We start from the raw sequence: 16,437 nt of genomic DNA, 5'->3' as shown, positions 1-16,437 counted from the left end.
GGCTGCTGAATGTATAAAATTATCAACCAACAGGTACCACATTATGGATGTATCTCGACTGCTAGACGAGCTTAACGACAAACAACGTGAAGCTGTAGCAGCCCCATTGTCTAACGCTTTAGTACTTGCCGGCGCAGGTAGTGGTAAAACCCGCGTATTAGTGCATCGTATTGCGTGGTTGATGGAAGTCGAAAACATCGCGCCTTTCTCGATATTAGCAGTAACCTTTACGAATAAAGCGGCCAAAGAAATGCGCGGCCGTATCGAATCGCTTATGGGGCGCAGTCTACACAATATGTGGATTGGTACCTTCCACGGACTAGCACATCGCTTACTACATGCCCATCACGCAGAGGCAAATCTTCCGGAAAATTTCCAAATTATCGATTCTGACGACCAGTACCGCTTAATTCGTCGAATTCTTAAAGCCATGAACCTAGATGAAAAACATTGGGCTCCCCGCCAAATCCAATGGTATATCAATGGCAATAAGGACGAGGGTTTACGCCCTCAGCACATAGAAACCCATGGCGATCATATCCAAAAAACCATGCGTGAAGTATATGCTGCATATCAGGATGCCTGCGACCGTTCTGGCTTAGTTGACTTTGCCGAGTTGCTATTACGGGCTCATGAACTGTGGGCTAAAAATCCAGAAGTACTCGCTCACTACCAACGCCGTTTCCGCGCAGTGCTGGTCGACGAATTTCAAGATACCAACAATATTCAATACGCTTGGCTTCGCATGCTTTATAGTGGCGGTAATAACAACATTATGATTGTTGGAGACGACGACCAATCTATCTATGGCTGGCGTGGTGCAAATGTCGATAATATTCAGCACTTCCTCAAAGATTTTAATGAACCTAATACCATTCGTCTTGAACAGAACTATCGTTCAACCGGCAACATCCTGAAAGCGGCGAACACGGTTATCGACAATAACACGGGCCGTTTAGGGAAAGAGCTTTGGACCGAAGACGCTCAGGGCGAGCTAATTTCTGTATATGCAGGTTTTAACGAACTAGACGAAGCGCGATTTATTGTTTCGAAGATTAAAAACTGGCTTAACCAAGGCAATGCCCTAAGCGATACCGCAATTCTTTACAGAAACAACGCTCAGTCCCGAGTTCTAGAAGAAGCGTTACTCCACGAGGGATTAGCCTACCGGATCTACGGCGGCTTGCGCTTCTTCGAACGTCAAGAAATTAAAGATGCCCTAGGCTACATGCGCATGGTAAGCCACCCGCATGACGACGCCGCATTTGAACGTGTGGTAAATACCCCAAGTCGGGGGATTGGTGAAAAAACCCTATCACAGGTGCGCGAAACAGCTCGCGCGCACAACTGCTCTATGTGGCAGGCCTGCCAACTGCTTATCAACGAAGGCGGGTTCAAAGGTCGAGCATTGAATGCAATGCAAAGCTTCGTGCTACTTATTACAGAGCTTGAACAATCGACCTTGGATGAATCGCTTGATCAACAAGCGGATAAAGCCATAAAACAATCGGGTCTTTACGCGATGTATCAAGCCGAACGTGGTGAAAAAGCGCAAGCTCGATTGGAAAACTTAGAAGAACTGGTTACCGCATGTAAAACCTTTATCGTGCCTGACGAAGCTGAGGAAATGACGCCTCTTGCGGCGTTTTTGGCTCACGCATCTTTAGAAGCCGGCGAGACACAAGCAGACAAAGATCAAGATGCCGTGCAAATGATGACTATTCACACCGCGAAGGGTTTGGAATTTCCACTGGTATTTTTGGCCGGTGTGGAGGAAGGCATGTTCCCTAGCCAAATGACCAACGATGAGCCTGGCAGAATGGAAGAAGAACGCAGGCTTTGCTATGTTGGAATGACCAGGGCTATGCAAAAGTTGTATATCACTTATGCTGAAAGTCGTCGATTATATGGGCAGGACAAGTATCACACTGCCTCTCGATTTATTCGCGAAATGCCAGCAGATTGCGTCGAAGAGGTGAGATTAAAGTCAACGATCTCGCGCCCGGTACATAACCGATTCAGCCAGGCTACCTCACATGCGAGTTTTGAAGAAACCGGATTTAGTTTAGGCGAACGCGTTGTACACCGTAAATTCGGCGAAGGTATAGTGCTTAATTACGAAGGTAGTGGTGAGCACGGCCGAGTTCAAGTAAACTTCGATGAATTTGGCAGCAAGTGGCTGGTACTTGCTTACGCAAAGCTGGAGAAGGCGTAATTTATTAATGTGGCAAGGCAGCCTTAACCTTAGTTGAAATGTATGCAGCAACATGTGCTGATCATCGAAAATGGTGAAGGCAACCTTGAACTCATTGCGAAACTCGTGCGCCGTGCAGGCCTTACGCCTGTTGGTGCAACGTCGCTGATAGAGGGAAAAGCGCGATTTTCGCAAAACATGCCCGAAACCTTTTTATGCGCCATTGTTGCCTATTCACTTCCTGATGCGCCTAAAGGCGAGGCTATCGACTTTGCAGTTGAGTCTTTCATTCCCACCATAGCTACTACGGAAAGCCTAGACAACACTATTCGCGATAAAGTACTAGAACGGGATGTTGTCGATTATATTCCGAAAGAAAACTCTCAGAATTACGATTATTTAAATCGTCTTATTAGTCGGCTTGAGAAAAACAAGTCCACCGGCGTAGTCGTAGTCAGCACAAACCGAGTGCTTCGTACAAGAACCGTATCTCTACTTCAGCGCCATAACTTTATCGCTTTCGAGTGCTTAACTGCCACCGATGCTATGCAGTGCTTATCTGAAAATAAAAACGTGCGCCTTGTTATTACAGATAACACGCTTCCCGATATGACTGGTACACATTTTGTGGCGGGTTTAAGAAAGGCTTTTTCAAAAGAACAGCTATCGATAATGGGCATAGCGGGAGGAAAAGGCATGCTCATGTCTGCCCACTTTATTAAAAGTGGAGCTAACGATTTCCTTCGTGTGCCCTACTGTCATGAGGAGTTTTTGTGCCGCGTAATGCAAAATGTTGAGTATATTGAGAGTGTTGAGGAAATTCGCAGGGTTGCCAATACGGATTATTTGACAGGCTTACCCAATAGGCGTCACTTTTTCTACATGCTTACGGTTCAGCATCAAAACCTATCAGAAGATCACGCACTTGCTCTTATCGATTTAGACTTTTTTAAATCGATAAACGACACTTATGGACATGACGCTGGCGACATTGTTTTAAAAGCAGTCGCAGCGCTGATTGAATTTTATTTTCCTGACGAGATCATTTCTCGATTTGGTGGCGAAGAGTTTTGCATTTATATGCCATCAACTTCGCTTACCGAAGCTTGTGAACGCTTAGAAGACTTCAGAAAGGTCGTCGAAGCCGAAGTGATACAGCTTCCTAAAACGAACATTAAAGTGACGTGCAGTATTGGGGTAAGCGGCGCCCACACGCAGCGGGTCGATAAGCTGCTAAGCCTTGCTGACAAGCAGCTATACGCAGCAAAAAATAGCGGCCGTAATCAGGTCAAGTGCGAACCACCTGACGCGCCCAACTTAGAACAAGGCACACTGCTTTAACCCCTCGACGATATGGCCCCCCGCCCTACACCTCGAACCACACGAACCGCTATGTAATACCTGTCCGCATAGATAATTACCCTCTCAGCGAGAGTTAAAATGTTCGTAATCGCGGCGTGTTGCCACAGGTATAGTGGTTCTATATCAAAGTGAAACAACAAATAGTACATAGTACGGACATTTTAAACTGATTTACTGCTCTACTGCGAGCTTACGAGCTTGACGCTGACTGCGATAATTTATTAGAGAATCGGCACTGAATAAGATAAGTGCTACCCATACGAAGCCGAACGTCACAAGTCTCGACTCCTCAAGAGGTTCTCCGTACAAGTAGACAGCCAGCACAAACATCAGCGTTGGCCCAATATACTGAAAGAAGCCTAATGTTGAATACATAATTCGCCTTGCCGCAGCAGTAAAACACAGCAACGGGGCGGTAGTTACGATGCCTGCCGCCACAATAAGCATGTTCAATGAGACATCGTTATTGAGTAAATTGCTGTACTCGGAGCCAAAAAACACCCAATAAAAAACGGCTAGCGGAGATAGCATAAGAGTTTCAATGAAAAGACCAGGTAGAGAATCGACCGCAACTTGCTTCCTAAGCAAACCATATACGCTAAAACTACCGGCTAACACTAGGGCAATCCACGGTACATGCCCGTAAGAGAAGACTAAAATAGCAACGCCAATAACGGCAAGCCCAACGGCTACACGCTGTAGATTGCGCAGCCTCTCGCCTAAAAACAATCGACCCAAGAAAACATTGATTAAGGGATTGATGTAATAGCCTAAGCTTGCGTCAAGAATATGGTCGTTATTAATGGCCCAAATAAACAAAAGCCAATTTGCACCAAGCAGAAGTCCAGCAACAAATAATATTTGCATAACCCGTTTGTTGCGAAACGCGGCGCCCACTTTGGGCCATTGTTTCAACGCGGCGATAAGACCAACTAATAAAATGACTGACCATATCACCCTGTGCATCAATATTTCAGCAGCCGGCAATACCATAAGCTGTTTAAAGTAAACAGGCGCTACGCCCCACATACTGTATGCGGCAATAGCACATATTACACCGACTTGAGCGGCACTGGCTTGCTTAGACAAGGCTGGCTCCATAGACTGTCAAGATAACAAGGCGCGTATTGTTTATCAGCTTCAAGAAATACACAACCTTTACCGCTTTCCAAAAGAGATAAGCAGGCATTAGACGAAGATTAACCACTCTTGCCTGCCGTTTTTAATCTAGTCCGCTTAGGCATGCCTCGCTAACTCGGCGCTCCGTTTACGCATGTTCTGACAAACCTGCTGTTTACGGCCTAATAAAGAAACCTAGTTCAAAGTAAAAACAAGGTACCCAAACCTAGGAAAGCCACAAACCCTACAATGTCTGTAACCGTTGTTAGGATAACCGAGCCCGATAAGGCCGGGTCTATTTTGAGCTTATCAAGAATGACGGGCACAAATACGCCTGCCAACGCTGCTGCCACTATATTGAATAAAATAGCTAAGCAAATAACCAGACCCAACATGGCATCAGTGAACCAAAAATAGGCAACAACACCTATCACTAACGCCCAAATAACGCCGTTCACACCGCCTACTTTGAGCTCTTTCACCATCAGCGCCCTTAAGTTAGCTGGGGTCACCTGTCCTAGCGCTAGCCCCCGCACAATTAGCGTTAACGTTTGGCTTCCAGCAATCCCTCCCATACTCGCCACTACTGGCATTAGTACGGCAAGGGCAACAACCTGTTGAAGCGTGCCTTCGAACAGACCAATAAACCACGAAGCTAGAAATGCTGTGAGTAAGTTAATGCCCAACCACAGTGCTCTGTTGCGTGCGCTTTTCGCCACTGGCGAGAACAAATCTTCGTCCTCATCCATACCTGCAGACGCCATCACCTGACGTTCGTAAAATTCATTCACTAATTCGCTAGCCGACGTCACATCCAAGCGACCAAGCAGCTTATTATTCTCATCAACCACCGGCAATGATGCCAATCCAGAGCGTTGAACAAGAAGCGACGCATTCATGGTGTCGTCGGCGCCTTGAATAGTTGTTACGTTTTCTTCGGATAAATCAAACAACGACACGTGATCTTGGGCAGTAAAGAGATGACTAATTTTTACCAGTGCAGAAAATTGCCCCGAGCGGTTGACCAGAAAAATACTGTCGCAATGCTGTGGTATCTCTCTTCTCAGTAAACGCAAGCCCTCACGCACTTTTGCATTGGACGGCAGAACTAGCTGCTCGTGATTTACCCAGTGACCAATTTGATTATCAGGAAACTGCGTGGCTTCTCTAAAATATTTACGTTCTTTAGAGTCAAGAGACTCATAGGCCATATCGACCAAGCGTTTTGGGAGTGAATCGAGAAGCTCTAGTAAGTCCTCGGCGTCAATGCCGTTAAAAATAGATGCCCACTCGTCATGTGGTGTATTGTCGATGAGAATTTCACGAGGGTCGCTACGCATCTCTACCAATACATCGAGCTTGCGGTCGCGCGGTATGCCTTCCCACACCGTCAAGCGCTTCTCTACGGGTAGTGATTCTAAAAGAGACGCAATGTATACCTCGTCTTGTCCTGCTAAAGCGGCCAACAAGGTTGCTGGATCATCACTCATACTGTCAGTAACAATCTCTTCAATTAAATCTGGTAATGGCTCTGCCATGCTGCACCTCCCGTTAATACCACTCACTTCCTTTACACAACGCAAGTACCGCTATACGGGATTGGTGAAAGCTTACTTTCAAGCATATTACCCGAGCATGTAAGTACCTGTCCCAAAGGCTATATGATCGCCTTTTTCATTGTGCAATTCCATTCTGCAAACCACTAGTTTACTGCCTTTGCGTATGACCGCCGCTGTTGCGATAAAACGCTCACCTCTTCCCGGTCTTAAGTAGTCAACGCGCATATCAATCGTGCCCATGGTAGGCAATCTAACTTGAAGGTCCGCAAGGTGTTCAAGTGCGGTTTGTTTGATGGTTTCTACAATCGAAACTAAACCGCCGATGGTGTCTAGCATAGTCGCTGTTACACCACCGTGTAGAATTTTTTGCATTGGGTTGCCGGTAAGCGTGGGCTGCCAATTAAGATGCAAAGAAATCTGCGTTTCTACCCCAGTGCCTTGCGTAATAAATTCTAAGCCCAACAACTGGTTAAACGGCATATTATCACGAAAAAGCGCAATCACATGATTGATCATAACTTGGTGGTCTATTTTTTTACTAACCTTAGTATGCTCACTGAGAGACATGCTGAATCCCTTTATTGTCAAAGTATCAATAACGTTACTATTGAAGATAACGAGAAGGGAAATTCATCCAACCAATGTTAGTTAATCAAGATAAGTTATACGATTTGATCCGCCTGTGAGTTTACAAAACGTGAGAACTCCCAACCTGCTCAAAATCCAAACACCTATAACCGCCTTCCGGTTGCTGAATCATGCTTACACTGAATTTTCGTCTAGTTTTTGCAATTGCCCCGTGAAGACATCGCCAAAAACGCGTAAAATCCAGCGCCATGACTACTGCAATAGCTTCATTAGAATCCGAGCCTCAATCGCGAAGCGCAAAAACACCTGAAACTATCTTAAAAGATGTCTTCGGTTACGACGCATTTCGCGACGGTCAGGGCGAAGTCATTCACCAAGTATGTGAAGGTAAAGACGCACTTGTACTACTGCCCACAGGCGGTGGTAAGTCTCTGTGCTATCAGATTCCTGCTCTGGTGCGAAGCGGCACGGCCATTGTTGTTTCTCCCCTAATTTCCTTAATGCAAGATCAGGTAGAACAACTTAAAGCCTTAGGTGTAAAGGCGGCATATCTCAATTCTACACTAGACATTGATGAGCAAGGGCGCATCAACGATGCATTACAAGCCGGTAAACTTGACCTGCTTTACGTCTCACCTGAGCGGCTCATGCAATATTACTTTCAGCAGTCACTTTCACACGCTGACATTAGCCTATTTGCCATTGATGAAGCACACTGTGTGTCGCACTGGGGCCATGACTTTAGGCAAGATTACCGCGCGCTAGGTCAAATAAAGTCTCGCTTTCCTCATATCCCAGTTATCGGGCTAACCGCCACAGCAGACACTGCAACTCAAGCAGACATACTTACCCAACTGAACCTGCAAGACCCGTTGGTTTATAAGGGAAGCTTTGACAGGCCCAACATTCGCTACCGCGTTATGAGTAAGTATAAAGCTTTCGACCAGGTGGTTGCGTATGTAAAACAGCAAGAAGGCAGCGGCATAATTTATTGTAATAGCCGTGCTAAAGTAGACGACCTACATGCAAAGCTGTTCAGACAAGGCTTTCGCTGTGCGGCCTATCACGCAGGCATGGACAGTGATGAGCGAGAGTTGGTTCAGCGCCAATTTCTCAACGACAAGGTCGACATTGTGGTGGCTACCGTCGCCTTCGGAATGGGCATCAATAAATCAAACGTTCGCTACGTTGTTCACCACGATGTGCCCCGCAGTGTGGAAAGTTATTATCAAGAAACAGGCCGTGCTGGGCGAGACGGCTTGGCGTCTGAAGCGCTACTATTGTTTGATGAAAAAGATGCAGCTCGCGTAAAGCAATGGATTGAACAAGGCGAGATTGCCGAGCGAAATCAAATCGAGCTACAAAAGTTTGCTGCCATGGAGGCATTTTCAGAGGCACAAACGTGTCGTCGTCAAGTATTGCTCAACTATTTTTCGCAGTTCAGCGATAGCGCCTGCGGTAACTGTGATATTTGCCTCGACCCGCCGAAAATGATTGACGGTTTAGTGATTGCGCAAAAAGTATTGTCCTGTGTACTTCGGCTTTCTCAACAAGCTGCTAGCCAATATGTTATCGATGTATTGCGAGGAAAGCAGTTGCGACGCCTACAAGAGGCAGGTCATCATCAGCTTTCCACCTACGGCATAGGCAAAGATAAGTCTGATAGCTACTGGCACAATATTATCAATCAGTTGGTACACAAGGGGCTTATTCGTGTGGACATCACAGCACACGCGGCATTGCGTCTAACTGAAGCTGCCCGCCCGGTGCTAAAAGGCGAAGTTGCTGTTCAACTTGCTGTACCTCGGTTGGAGTTCAAGCCTGATAAGCAAAAAGCCAAGCAGGCTCCAGCTAATTACGACAGAACATTATTCACTCGCCTTAAGCATTTGCGAAAAGTTCTTGCAGAAGAAAACGAGGTGCCGCCCTACGTCGTGTTTAGCGACGCCACCCTCGTTGATATGGCTTGCAAGCTCCCCACCACACGCAACACATTGCTAGACGTGAGCGGCGTAGGTCAAACCAAGCTAGAGCGGTATGGCGACGCGTTTATTCAGTTAATTGATGGTTATATTAACCGAGAGCATTAGGGGAAATTTCCCTCCTAACCCCTCTGTTAAACCCTTAAAGAGAAGCGCTGCATTTAAGCGTACGCGTATTCGCCGCCTTTTTCTAACGCCGCTTTGTATGCTTCTCGCGCATGGACGCGCTTCACATAGCTTTGAATTGCGCTAAAATCCTTAGCCCTACCGCTCGCAACTAGAGACTCCAATGGAAAGATCATTTGCACGTCTGCCCCGGTGGGCTCATTGCCGGCAAACCAAGTATTTTTCGATAGATAAGATTCTACGTAACGTAAGCTCTGCGCTAAGTTAGGACCATAATAAGCGTTTAAAATACCGTCTATCAGTTTGTTAGTGATCGGCTTTATAAAAAATGGCTTAGACCCTTTTTGGCGTGCTTTCTCTAATACTAGATTCGCTACGAGAGGCGGCATTAGCGAGCCTTCTGCGAAATGGAGCCAAAACCAATATTGCTGAAGTGCTTCTGGATCTTGCGGAACAGCAAACGACTCACTCGCGTGATAGCGCACGAGATACTCTACAATAGCGCCAGATTCAGCAATCGGGCCGTGGGGCGTGGTTAGAACAGGTGAGCGACCTAGCGGATGTACTGCCCGCAGCGAGTCTGGCGCCAAATTAGTTTGGCTATCTCGTTGATAGAATTCTATTTTATACTCTACACCCAGCTCCTCAAGTAGCCAAAGTATTCGCTGTGAGCGAGAGTTATTTAAATGATGTAGTGTTAGCATACCCCGTCCTTAATGCGCTTGAATTAACGCTGTTGTTATTGTGTTGTACTATATACACTTATTAATGCTAGCAGGTTTACATAAACCCATAAATTGACAGAACTATGCAACCTTTTACTCTCCAAGATGTTCAACAACATGCCAGAATTAGCGAACAAAGCGTCGAAATTTGCCTTGAACTACCTGCCACACCACTAAAAACCCAACAGTGGGTATCGCACTTCTGTTCGCTATTTAATTTCTCGATATCTGAAACTGACTGGGGATCAGATCGCTTTCAAGCCATTATCACAACGCAATCTAGCGATACTGCATTTCAATGCATGCTTTGTATAGAGTGGCTGTGCGAAGCAATCTGGCTAGAACCCATTGGCACGCAGCAGTCTACTCGCGCTATTTTTGATTATCTTACCCACGCTTAGGGTGATTTGCTTTGTGCTTGGCTTTTTACGCTGACTAGTATTATTCTAGAAAAACACTTGGGGTTAGTAGACTTAGCGGCTAATCGCATTTCCAAACCAAAGACCCCAAAAAAGCGTGCTCTAAGGAATTAACAAGTGGTAATAGCCCGGCTAACAAAGTATGCAATAGCAATAATCATTGGTTGGGTGATGGTTTGTTGTAACGCGCTGGCTAGCAGCCAACTTGTTATCAATGAATCATTTGAGCGAGCCATCATCAACCAACATGCAGAGCTCTCTCTTGCGCCAAACAGTGCTACCTATTTTGATATTTTAAACGGCAATGCGTCTAAGCCGTCCTTGGCAAGCCCAAAAGCGCGTGAGCAAATTTGGTATTCCACAAAGCTAACTCACTCTGGCTATAGCCCTATCCCTCTAGTGCTTAATATGGAACGACTAAACGTCGATGATTTACAAATTTATTTACTCGATAGCAGTCAACGTATTATCAAGTCTTATCGCTACCAAGCAGGTAAGGGCGACTTTTCGTTAAAACAACCCATTCCCAACATACGGCTTGGATTTACGCTGCAGCCCTATCAAAATGCTCAACTTTTGATTTCCGTAAAAGATGATGGTCTTGAATATTTCCCCATTGCCCTATGGGAAAGAGACTTGCTAGCACAGCATGACACGAACATGTTGGTGTTGCTCGGCGCGGTATTCGGCGCGCTAACACTCATTGCACTTTACTATTTATTCTCTTATTTGACACAGCGCATCCCTACTCGCTTTTGGCTCACCATGGCCACCCTCGTAATCATTGCTCTGTTGTTTATTACAGAAGGGGGGCTTGCGCTCTGGCCTAATTTGACTAATGCCAGTGAACGTTTTTACGCGGTATGTCTAGGTATGCTTCTTCTTTGTATTGCGAAAGTGAATCATCACCTCTTTTCACCCGTGCCACTCCTGTTGCGGTTGGTTAATTACGCTGTTCCAATCGCAGCTACCGTCTATTGCTTAACGACCAACGCCTATAACACCACTATCTCGTTACTACTGCTTACTGCTGCCATGGGGCTTTATCACGTCGCTCTTGCACTTATTTTCAAAGACAAAAACACCCGCGTAGTTAGCACCACATATATACTCGCGTGGCTATCGTTTTTCGCTTTCTACGCATTAGTTACGCTCACCCTTTTCAGCGACCTTATTTACACGATTGAAGTCGCTACAGGCATGCTGATATTCGTCACTCTCGGGTTCTTATGTTTTGGGTTTTCTGTCATCGCCAGAGAGCAAGCAAAGAATCAGCGCAAGCTATCAACGCAGGCAGAGACCATTGCGAGTTTGAATCATTTCTACGATTTGTTCAGAAACTCGGCGGAGGGACACTATACCTCGACGTGGGATGGCAAATTAATATCTGTCAATCCCGCTATGTGTAAGGTGTTTGGTTATGAAAGCGAAGATGAAATGCTTCTGAAAGCGGCCAGTACGCTAACGTTTTATGCATCACCCGAAGACAGGCAAGTATTATTAGGTAAGGTATCCCAACAAGGCCATGTCACAGGTAAGGAAATTCGTGGAAGACGCAAAGACGGCAGCGAATTTTGGTTTTCTCTGTCATGTCAGATGCGGGAAAGCGAAGAAGGTAATTTTCTGTATGGCTCTATTATTGATATTACCGAGAAAAAGCAGTCTGATCTTAGCCTTCAATATTTGGCAACCCACGACTCGCTCACAGGGGTATACAACAGGCGTCAGTTTGAAACTTTATTTAAAGAGAAGGTAACCGCACCAAGCGCCTCCCCTGTTTGTTTACTTTTCTTAGATTTAGATCGTTTTAAAGTGGTGAATGACACGTGCGGGCACAAAGCGGGCGATGTGCTGATAAAAGACATATCGCGCTTAATTGAGAACACCCTTACTTCTGATGCACAAATAGGCCGACTTGGTGGCGATGAATTTGGCATTATGTATACGAAACTTAGCGTTGATGAAGTATACCTAAACGCTGTCAAAATATTGAACGCTGTGCAGGCCTATAGATTTATGTGGGACAACCGCATTTTCAATCTAGGGGTAAGCATAGGCATGGTAGTATGCGACGACACCGAAGTCAGTCCGGGTCAGTACTTGAGCATGGCAGATGCCGCCTGCTATTTCGCGAAAGAGCAAGGCAGGAATCAGGTTCACCGATACAATAAAGACGACGAAAGTATGCAGCGCTACCAGCGCGAACTAGACTGGGTCTCGTCCATTAACAACGCCTTAGAAGAAGGCCGCTTCGAGCTGTACTATCAATCATTGCGTCCTTTAAATAAAACCAGCGACGGTCATTACTACGAAGTATTATTAAGACTACGAGAGAAAGACGGTACCTTGGTGGAGCCTGCTAACTTCTTGCCCACTGCAGAGCGTTTCGAGATGAACGTGAGTGTAGACAAGTGGGTTGTAACAAACACATTTAAATGGCTATCAGAAAACCCTGAACACCTCGCTGAATTGCGACGATGCAGTATTAACTTAAACTGCCACTCTCTTGCTGACAGAGACTTTACGTTATTTATTCTGAACGCCTTTGAAACGTTTAAAATTCCCTATGACAAAATTTGTTTTGAAGTCATTGAGTCTGTCGCCATCATTAAGATGGAAGATACACTTAACTTCATGAGTACTTTCAATCGCTTGGGTTGTTCCTTTGCACTGGACGATTTCGGCAGCGGATTCTCTTCTTATAGCTACCTTAAAAGTTTGCCCGTTAGTCAGGTTAAAATTGATGGCATGTTTATTAAGGACATGCTGAATGACAGCATCGATACGGCTATGGTCGCTTCAATCAACGATGTTGCGAAAGCGATGGGTATGCAGACCGTTGGCGAATTTGTTGAGGACGAAAGCACAATGACCCAATTGGGAAAAATGGGAATCGATTTCGCCCAAGGGTATGGCGTCGCCAAACCAGCTCCATTGCGTGACTTTCAGCCTTTGTGATAACCATCCTTGATAGGTTTTATACGAAAAAAGTGATAGCACAAGCGTCTACTCGCGTATAATAAAATGATAGACTTGCAAAAAGAGAAGTCATCCCCACTTAATGCCCACTGTTCAAAGTGTAGAAGTAACATGAGTAGCAAACAGCCTAAATACGAATATGTCAGTACCGCAAAATTACCCACACGTATGGGTGACTTTAAAATACACGGCTTTGTAGAAGCCAGCGGACAAGAGCACGTCGCGCTTTCCTATGGTGAATGGAAAGAAGATGACGTTGTTCCTATTCGTATTCACTCGGAATGTTTGACCGGCGACTCTTTGTTTAGCACTCGATGCGACTGTGGTTTCCAGCTAGAAAAAGCCATGCAGAATATTGTCGATAACGGTTACGGTGTGTTGCTGTATTTACGACAAGAGGGGCGCGGTATAGGCCTTCTAAATAAGATACGCGCATATAACCTTCAGGATAGCGGCATGGATACGGTAGAAGCAAACGAGCACCTTGGTTTTGATGCCGACTTAAGAAGTTACGATATCTGCAAACTTATGCTTGATACCCTTAACGTGAAACACGTTGAGCTAATGACTAACAACCCTAAAAAGTTGGCCGCGCTAAAGGCATTGGGTATTGACGTGGTAGGAAGAAAGCCAATCGACCACGGCATTACCAAAGACAACAAGCATTATCTGAAAACAAAAACAGAGAAATTAGGTCACGCATTCGACCCTCACGTTTTTAAATAATCTGCCTGTAAATCAGGTCCTCCCCATATTCTTTGTTAAAGCGCCCACCTCCAAGTGGGCGTTTTCTATTCAGCTTCGGTTAATCATAAAGCGGTTATAACGTATACAGACTAACCACATTGCGCATTACGAATGGCTTTTTCTCGCTGCGCAATGTAAGGAGAATGTATGAAAAACATAGCCCTAACCGTGATAGTGGCACTTTCTAGTGCTACCGCACTTCCCGCGCTGGCGCAATCAAACACGAATTTAATGCAAGCCACAGCGTCCACCGAGCAATACTCTGATGCTCAGCTAGACAGCATACTTGCCCCTATTGCACTTTATCCAGACACTCTGCTTACCCATATATTGATTGCCTCAACCTATCCTCTAGATGTGGTGGCTGCCGATCGCTGGCGTCAAAGCAACAAGCACTTAACACCTGAGCAAGTAGAAAACGTACTGACCAGTGTTTCTTGGGATCCCAGTGTGAAAGCACTCGCCCCTTTTACCGAGTTGCTAAACACCATGGCCAGTGATCTTGACTGGTTGCAACAGCTTGGCGATAACGTACTTATTAATCAAGGCCGCGTGCTCGACCGTGTGCAAGTATTGCGTCAACACGCACACAATACGGGTAACTTAGTAACCAATGACTACATTGAGGTGGAAACCGAGCGAGAAAACACAAGGGAAATTATCTATATAGAGCCTCGTCAGCGCGAAGTCGTTTACGTACCTTATTACAATCCACACGCAGTGTATGGGCATTGGTGGCATGCTACGTCGCCAGTGCAATGGCGCCATAATGTGAGCTATCACCATCATAGCAATGTATTTTGGTCACCCAGTATTCGTCTTTCAACGTTCTTCTTTTTCGGAAGTGTTCACTGGCACAATCGGCACGTGGTCATACACCGTGAACCCGTGCGTCGCTATTATCACGGGAGCCCGAGAAAACGCGTGATCAATCGAGAGTATCGTCGTTGGGAACATAATACGACACATCGTCGAGCACGTTACTCTAATCATGTGGTTCATAGCGCCCCGTCACGCTATGAAAAAGCGGGGCAAAGGCGAGAAAAATATGTATCGAATAAGCAATTTAGAACAATGAACTCACCTAGTCGCCAAGGGGAAAAACAGGCAGGCAAGCTAGCTACTCGCACTGTTGATAAGACTCCCTCAACGCGCACTATTGAGCCCAAAACAGTAACGCCTATTAGGGAAAGTCGATTTAAAAATGGGCAAGGCACAGTAAACCGCAAACAGTCTATTGAGCACGCGTTAAAGCGTAATCAGGCAGTGGCGAAAATGAACAAGCCAACGAAGGAAAACACCTTAACAAAGCTAAAAAAAGATAAGCCTGTCCGTATAGCGTCTGATGCGAAAGCGCCAAAACGGATAGAGCAAAACATTAAGGAATCACGCTTGCCAAAACAATACACCAACAAAGAACGAGTGGTGAGAGCAAGCCCGCAACCTCGCTCTGTGGCCAAAGAAAGTAGTGAGCCAAAGCGCATTGAGCGAACTAGCAATGCCTATACACGGTCATCAAAACAAAATGGTAACTCGCAAAAACAGGTTATGCGGGGTGAGCGAAGTGTTGCTAAAAGAAACTATGAAAAGCGTTAGAACTTCTATGGGGCCGCTAGCTAAGACACAAGCGCTAGCTAGCAACCAGCGCCTCCTTTAAGATATAAGCCTCAGACGCAATTACATGGTTACTTATTGGTTGCTGCTTCATGGAATGTCAAAAGTGCTTCAACAAAGCGCACCGGGGAGTCCTCATCTAAATTAAAGTACAAAGAGGGCTCAATTAACTCAAGCTCCATAATGGCCCAATTGTCATCCTGTCGCACCAAATCAACACGAGCGTAAAGCGCATTGCAGGGCATAGCCGAAAGCGCCTTTTCAGCGATGGCGAGTTGAACATTATCTACACTAACCGTTTGCAAGCTTCCGCCGTGCTCTTCTTGCACGCGAAAGTCTCCTTTTTGTGGCACTTTCCTAATGGCATGACTAAACGCACCGCCAAAATAAAACAATGAGTATTCACCTTCTTCCACAATGTTAGATAGAAAAGGCTGGATCATAAAGCCTCGGTGCTCAAAGGTGTTGCTTAGAACACCAGCGCTTTCTTTCCAGGTTTCGCGTTCAAGCTTAAACGTGTCGTCAGCGTTAGCACTTAAGACGGGTTTTATGACAATCGCATCACTGCTAAATTCATCAAAGGCCTTATCAATAACACCGTTATCAAACGTTGTTTCCCATATTGTTTTTACAATAGGAACACCTTTATGCTGCAAGTCCTTCAGATAATACTTTTCTATATTCCATTGCATAAGCCTCAGCGGGTTTAACAGCGTCGTGCTTGATGCATCTATCTGTTTTAGACAGGCGAGAAATGCTTCGGCGTGTTGCTGGTAATCCCATGTACTTCGCACGATAACATAGTCAAACCGCCCCCAGTTTTCCGAATTCGTATGCCACGATACGGTTTCTACTTTCCAACCTTTTTGATTGAAATAGGGTACAAGTAATTCGTCATAAACAAAGAAATCTTCGAGGTTGTCAGTGGAAAGAAAAGCAACCGAAGGCATGTAACTCTCCCTCAAAAAAATAGCGCTGGGCCTTTTAGAATAAAGACGACTAGACAAAAGTTAAATGGTTAAA

12 protein-coding genes are annotated in these 16,437 nt (G+C 45.6%); 7 read left to right on the top strand and 5 right to left on the bottom strand.

The window, feature by feature from the left end:
* The first annotated feature begins 43 nt into the window (after positions 1-43).
* Positions 44-2,215: a DNA helicase II gene (gene uvrD / locus ACM0P2_RS00965; protein WP_419227124.1), complete on the top strand. Its 2,172-nt coding sequence runs from the start codon at positions 44-46 to the stop codon at positions 2,213-2,215.
* Positions 2,216-2,257: 42 nt separating this feature from the next.
* Positions 2,258-3,535 carry a diguanylate cyclase gene (locus ACM0P2_RS00960; RefSeq protein WP_105929903.1) on the top strand — a complete coding sequence of 426 codons (1,278 nt, stop codon included), beginning with the start codon at positions 2,258-2,260 and terminating at the stop codon, positions 3,533-3,535.
* A 192-nt stretch (positions 3,536-3,727) separates the two neighbouring features.
* Here ACM0P2_RS00960 and rarD read toward each other — a convergent pair whose 3' ends face one another.
* The 3 genes from rarD to ACM0P2_RS00945 form a co-directional block, all read right to left on the bottom strand.
* Positions 3,728-4,645, bottom strand: coding sequence for an EamA family transporter RarD (gene rarD / locus ACM0P2_RS00955; protein ID WP_159118240.1), 918 nt, complete (start codon positions 4,643-4,645; stop codon positions 3,728-3,730).
* Positions 4,646-4,875: 230 nt separating this feature from the next.
* On the bottom strand, positions 4,876-6,213 hold the full coding sequence (mgtE, locus tag ACM0P2_RS00950) for a magnesium transporter (RefSeq protein WP_105929902.1): 1,338 nt from the start codon (positions 6,211-6,213) through the stop codon (positions 4,876-4,878).
* Positions 6,214-6,300: 87 nt separating this feature from the next.
* Positions 6,301-6,801: a thioesterase family protein gene (locus tag ACM0P2_RS00945; RefSeq protein ID WP_159118241.1), complete on the bottom strand. Its 501-nt coding sequence runs from the start codon at positions 6,799-6,801 to the stop codon at positions 6,301-6,303.
* 269 nt (positions 6,802-7,070) lie between these two features.
* Here ACM0P2_RS00945 and recQ point away from each other — a divergent pair, with 269 nt between their 5' ends.
* Positions 7,071-8,912, top strand: a complete 1,842-nt coding sequence (recQ, locus tag ACM0P2_RS00940) for a DNA helicase RecQ (protein WP_173359542.1) — start codon at positions 7,071-7,073, stop codon at positions 8,910-8,912.
* A gap of 53 nt (positions 8,913-8,965) precedes the next feature.
* Here recQ and ACM0P2_RS00935 read toward each other — a convergent pair whose 3' ends face one another.
* Positions 8,966-9,634, bottom strand: coding sequence for a glutathione S-transferase (locus ACM0P2_RS00935; protein WP_173359543.1), 669 nt, complete (start codon positions 9,632-9,634; stop codon positions 8,966-8,968).
* A gap of 104 nt (positions 9,635-9,738) precedes the next feature.
* Here ACM0P2_RS00935 and ACM0P2_RS00930 point away from each other — a divergent pair, with 104 nt between their 5' ends.
* From ACM0P2_RS00930 to ACM0P2_RS00915, 4 genes are all read left to right on the top strand, one after another.
* Positions 9,739-10,056 carry a hypothetical protein gene (locus tag ACM0P2_RS00930; protein WP_419227123.1) on the top strand — a complete coding sequence of 106 codons (318 nt, stop codon included), beginning with the start codon at positions 9,739-9,741 and terminating at the stop codon, positions 10,054-10,056.
* A 135-nt stretch (positions 10,057-10,191) separates the two neighbouring features.
* Positions 10,192-13,032, top strand: a complete 2,841-nt coding sequence (locus tag ACM0P2_RS00925; protein ID WP_159118245.1) for an EAL domain-containing protein — start codon at positions 10,192-10,194, stop codon at positions 13,030-13,032.
* Positions 13,033-13,164: 132 nt separating this feature from the next.
* Positions 13,165-13,779, top strand: coding sequence for a GTP cyclohydrolase II (gene ribA / locus ACM0P2_RS00920; protein ID WP_105929896.1), 615 nt, complete (start codon positions 13,165-13,167; stop codon positions 13,777-13,779).
* Between the two features lie 168 nt (positions 13,780-13,947).
* The gene (locus ACM0P2_RS00915) at positions 13,948-15,396 is read left to right on the top strand and encodes a DUF3300 domain-containing protein (RefSeq protein ID WP_419227122.1); all 1,449 of its coding nucleotides are present in this window, start codon (positions 13,948-13,950) and stop codon (positions 15,394-15,396) included.
* An 89-nt stretch (positions 15,397-15,485) separates the two neighbouring features.
* Here the strand turns inward: ACM0P2_RS00915 and ACM0P2_RS00910 are convergent, their stop codons facing one another.
* Positions 15,486-16,364, bottom strand: coding sequence for an ATP-grasp domain-containing protein (locus tag ACM0P2_RS00910; RefSeq protein WP_159118248.1), 879 nt, complete (start codon positions 16,362-16,364; stop codon positions 15,486-15,488).
* Positions 16,365-16,437 lie beyond the last annotated feature (73 nt).

The organism is Alteromonas sp. OM2203, assembly GCF_048517045.1.
Lineage (GTDB): Bacteria > Pseudomonadota > Gammaproteobacteria > Enterobacterales > Alteromonadaceae > Alteromonas > Alteromonas gracilis.
Note: the sequence above shows the minus strand (reverse complement) of the source record. Positions and strands in the feature narration are given on the sequence as shown.

What these genes read in the sequence shown, in the direction of transcription:
- mgtE (WP_105929902.1), bottom strand. Translation starts at nt 6,213, where the DNA reads ATGGCAGAGCCATTACCAGATTTAATTGAAGAGATTGTTACTGACAGT.
- ACM0P2_RS00935 (WP_173359543.1), bottom strand. Translation starts at nt 9,634, where the DNA reads ATGCTAACACTACATCATTTAAATAACTCTCGCTCACAGCGAATACTT.
- ribA (WP_105929896.1), top strand. Translation starts at nt 13,165, where the DNA reads ATGAGTAGCAAACAGCCTAAATACGAATATGTCAGTACCGCAAAATTA.
- ACM0P2_RS00915 (WP_419227122.1), top strand. Translation starts at nt 13,948, where the DNA reads ATGAAAAACATAGCCCTAACCGTGATAGTGGCACTTTCTAGTGCTACC.
- uvrD (WP_419227124.1), top strand. Translation starts at nt 44, where the DNA reads ATGGATGTATCTCGACTGCTAGACGAGCTTAACGACAAACAACGTGAA.
- ACM0P2_RS00960 (WP_105929903.1), top strand. Translation starts at nt 2,258, where the DNA reads ATGCAGCAACATGTGCTGATCATCGAAAATGGTGAAGGCAACCTTGAA.
- ACM0P2_RS00910 (WP_159118248.1), bottom strand. Translation starts at nt 16,364, where the DNA reads ATGCCTTCGGTTGCTTTTCTTTCCACTGACAACCTCGAAGATTTCTTT.
- ACM0P2_RS00930 (WP_419227123.1), top strand. Translation starts at nt 9,739, where the DNA reads ATGCAACCTTTTACTCTCCAAGATGTTCAACAACATGCCAGAATTAGC.
- recQ (WP_173359542.1), top strand. Translation starts at nt 7,071, where the DNA reads ATGACTACTGCAATAGCTTCATTAGAATCCGAGCCTCAATCGCGAAGC.
- ACM0P2_RS00945 (WP_159118241.1), bottom strand. Translation starts at nt 6,801, where the DNA reads ATGTCTCTCAGTGAGCATACTAAGGTTAGTAAAAAAATAGACCACCAA.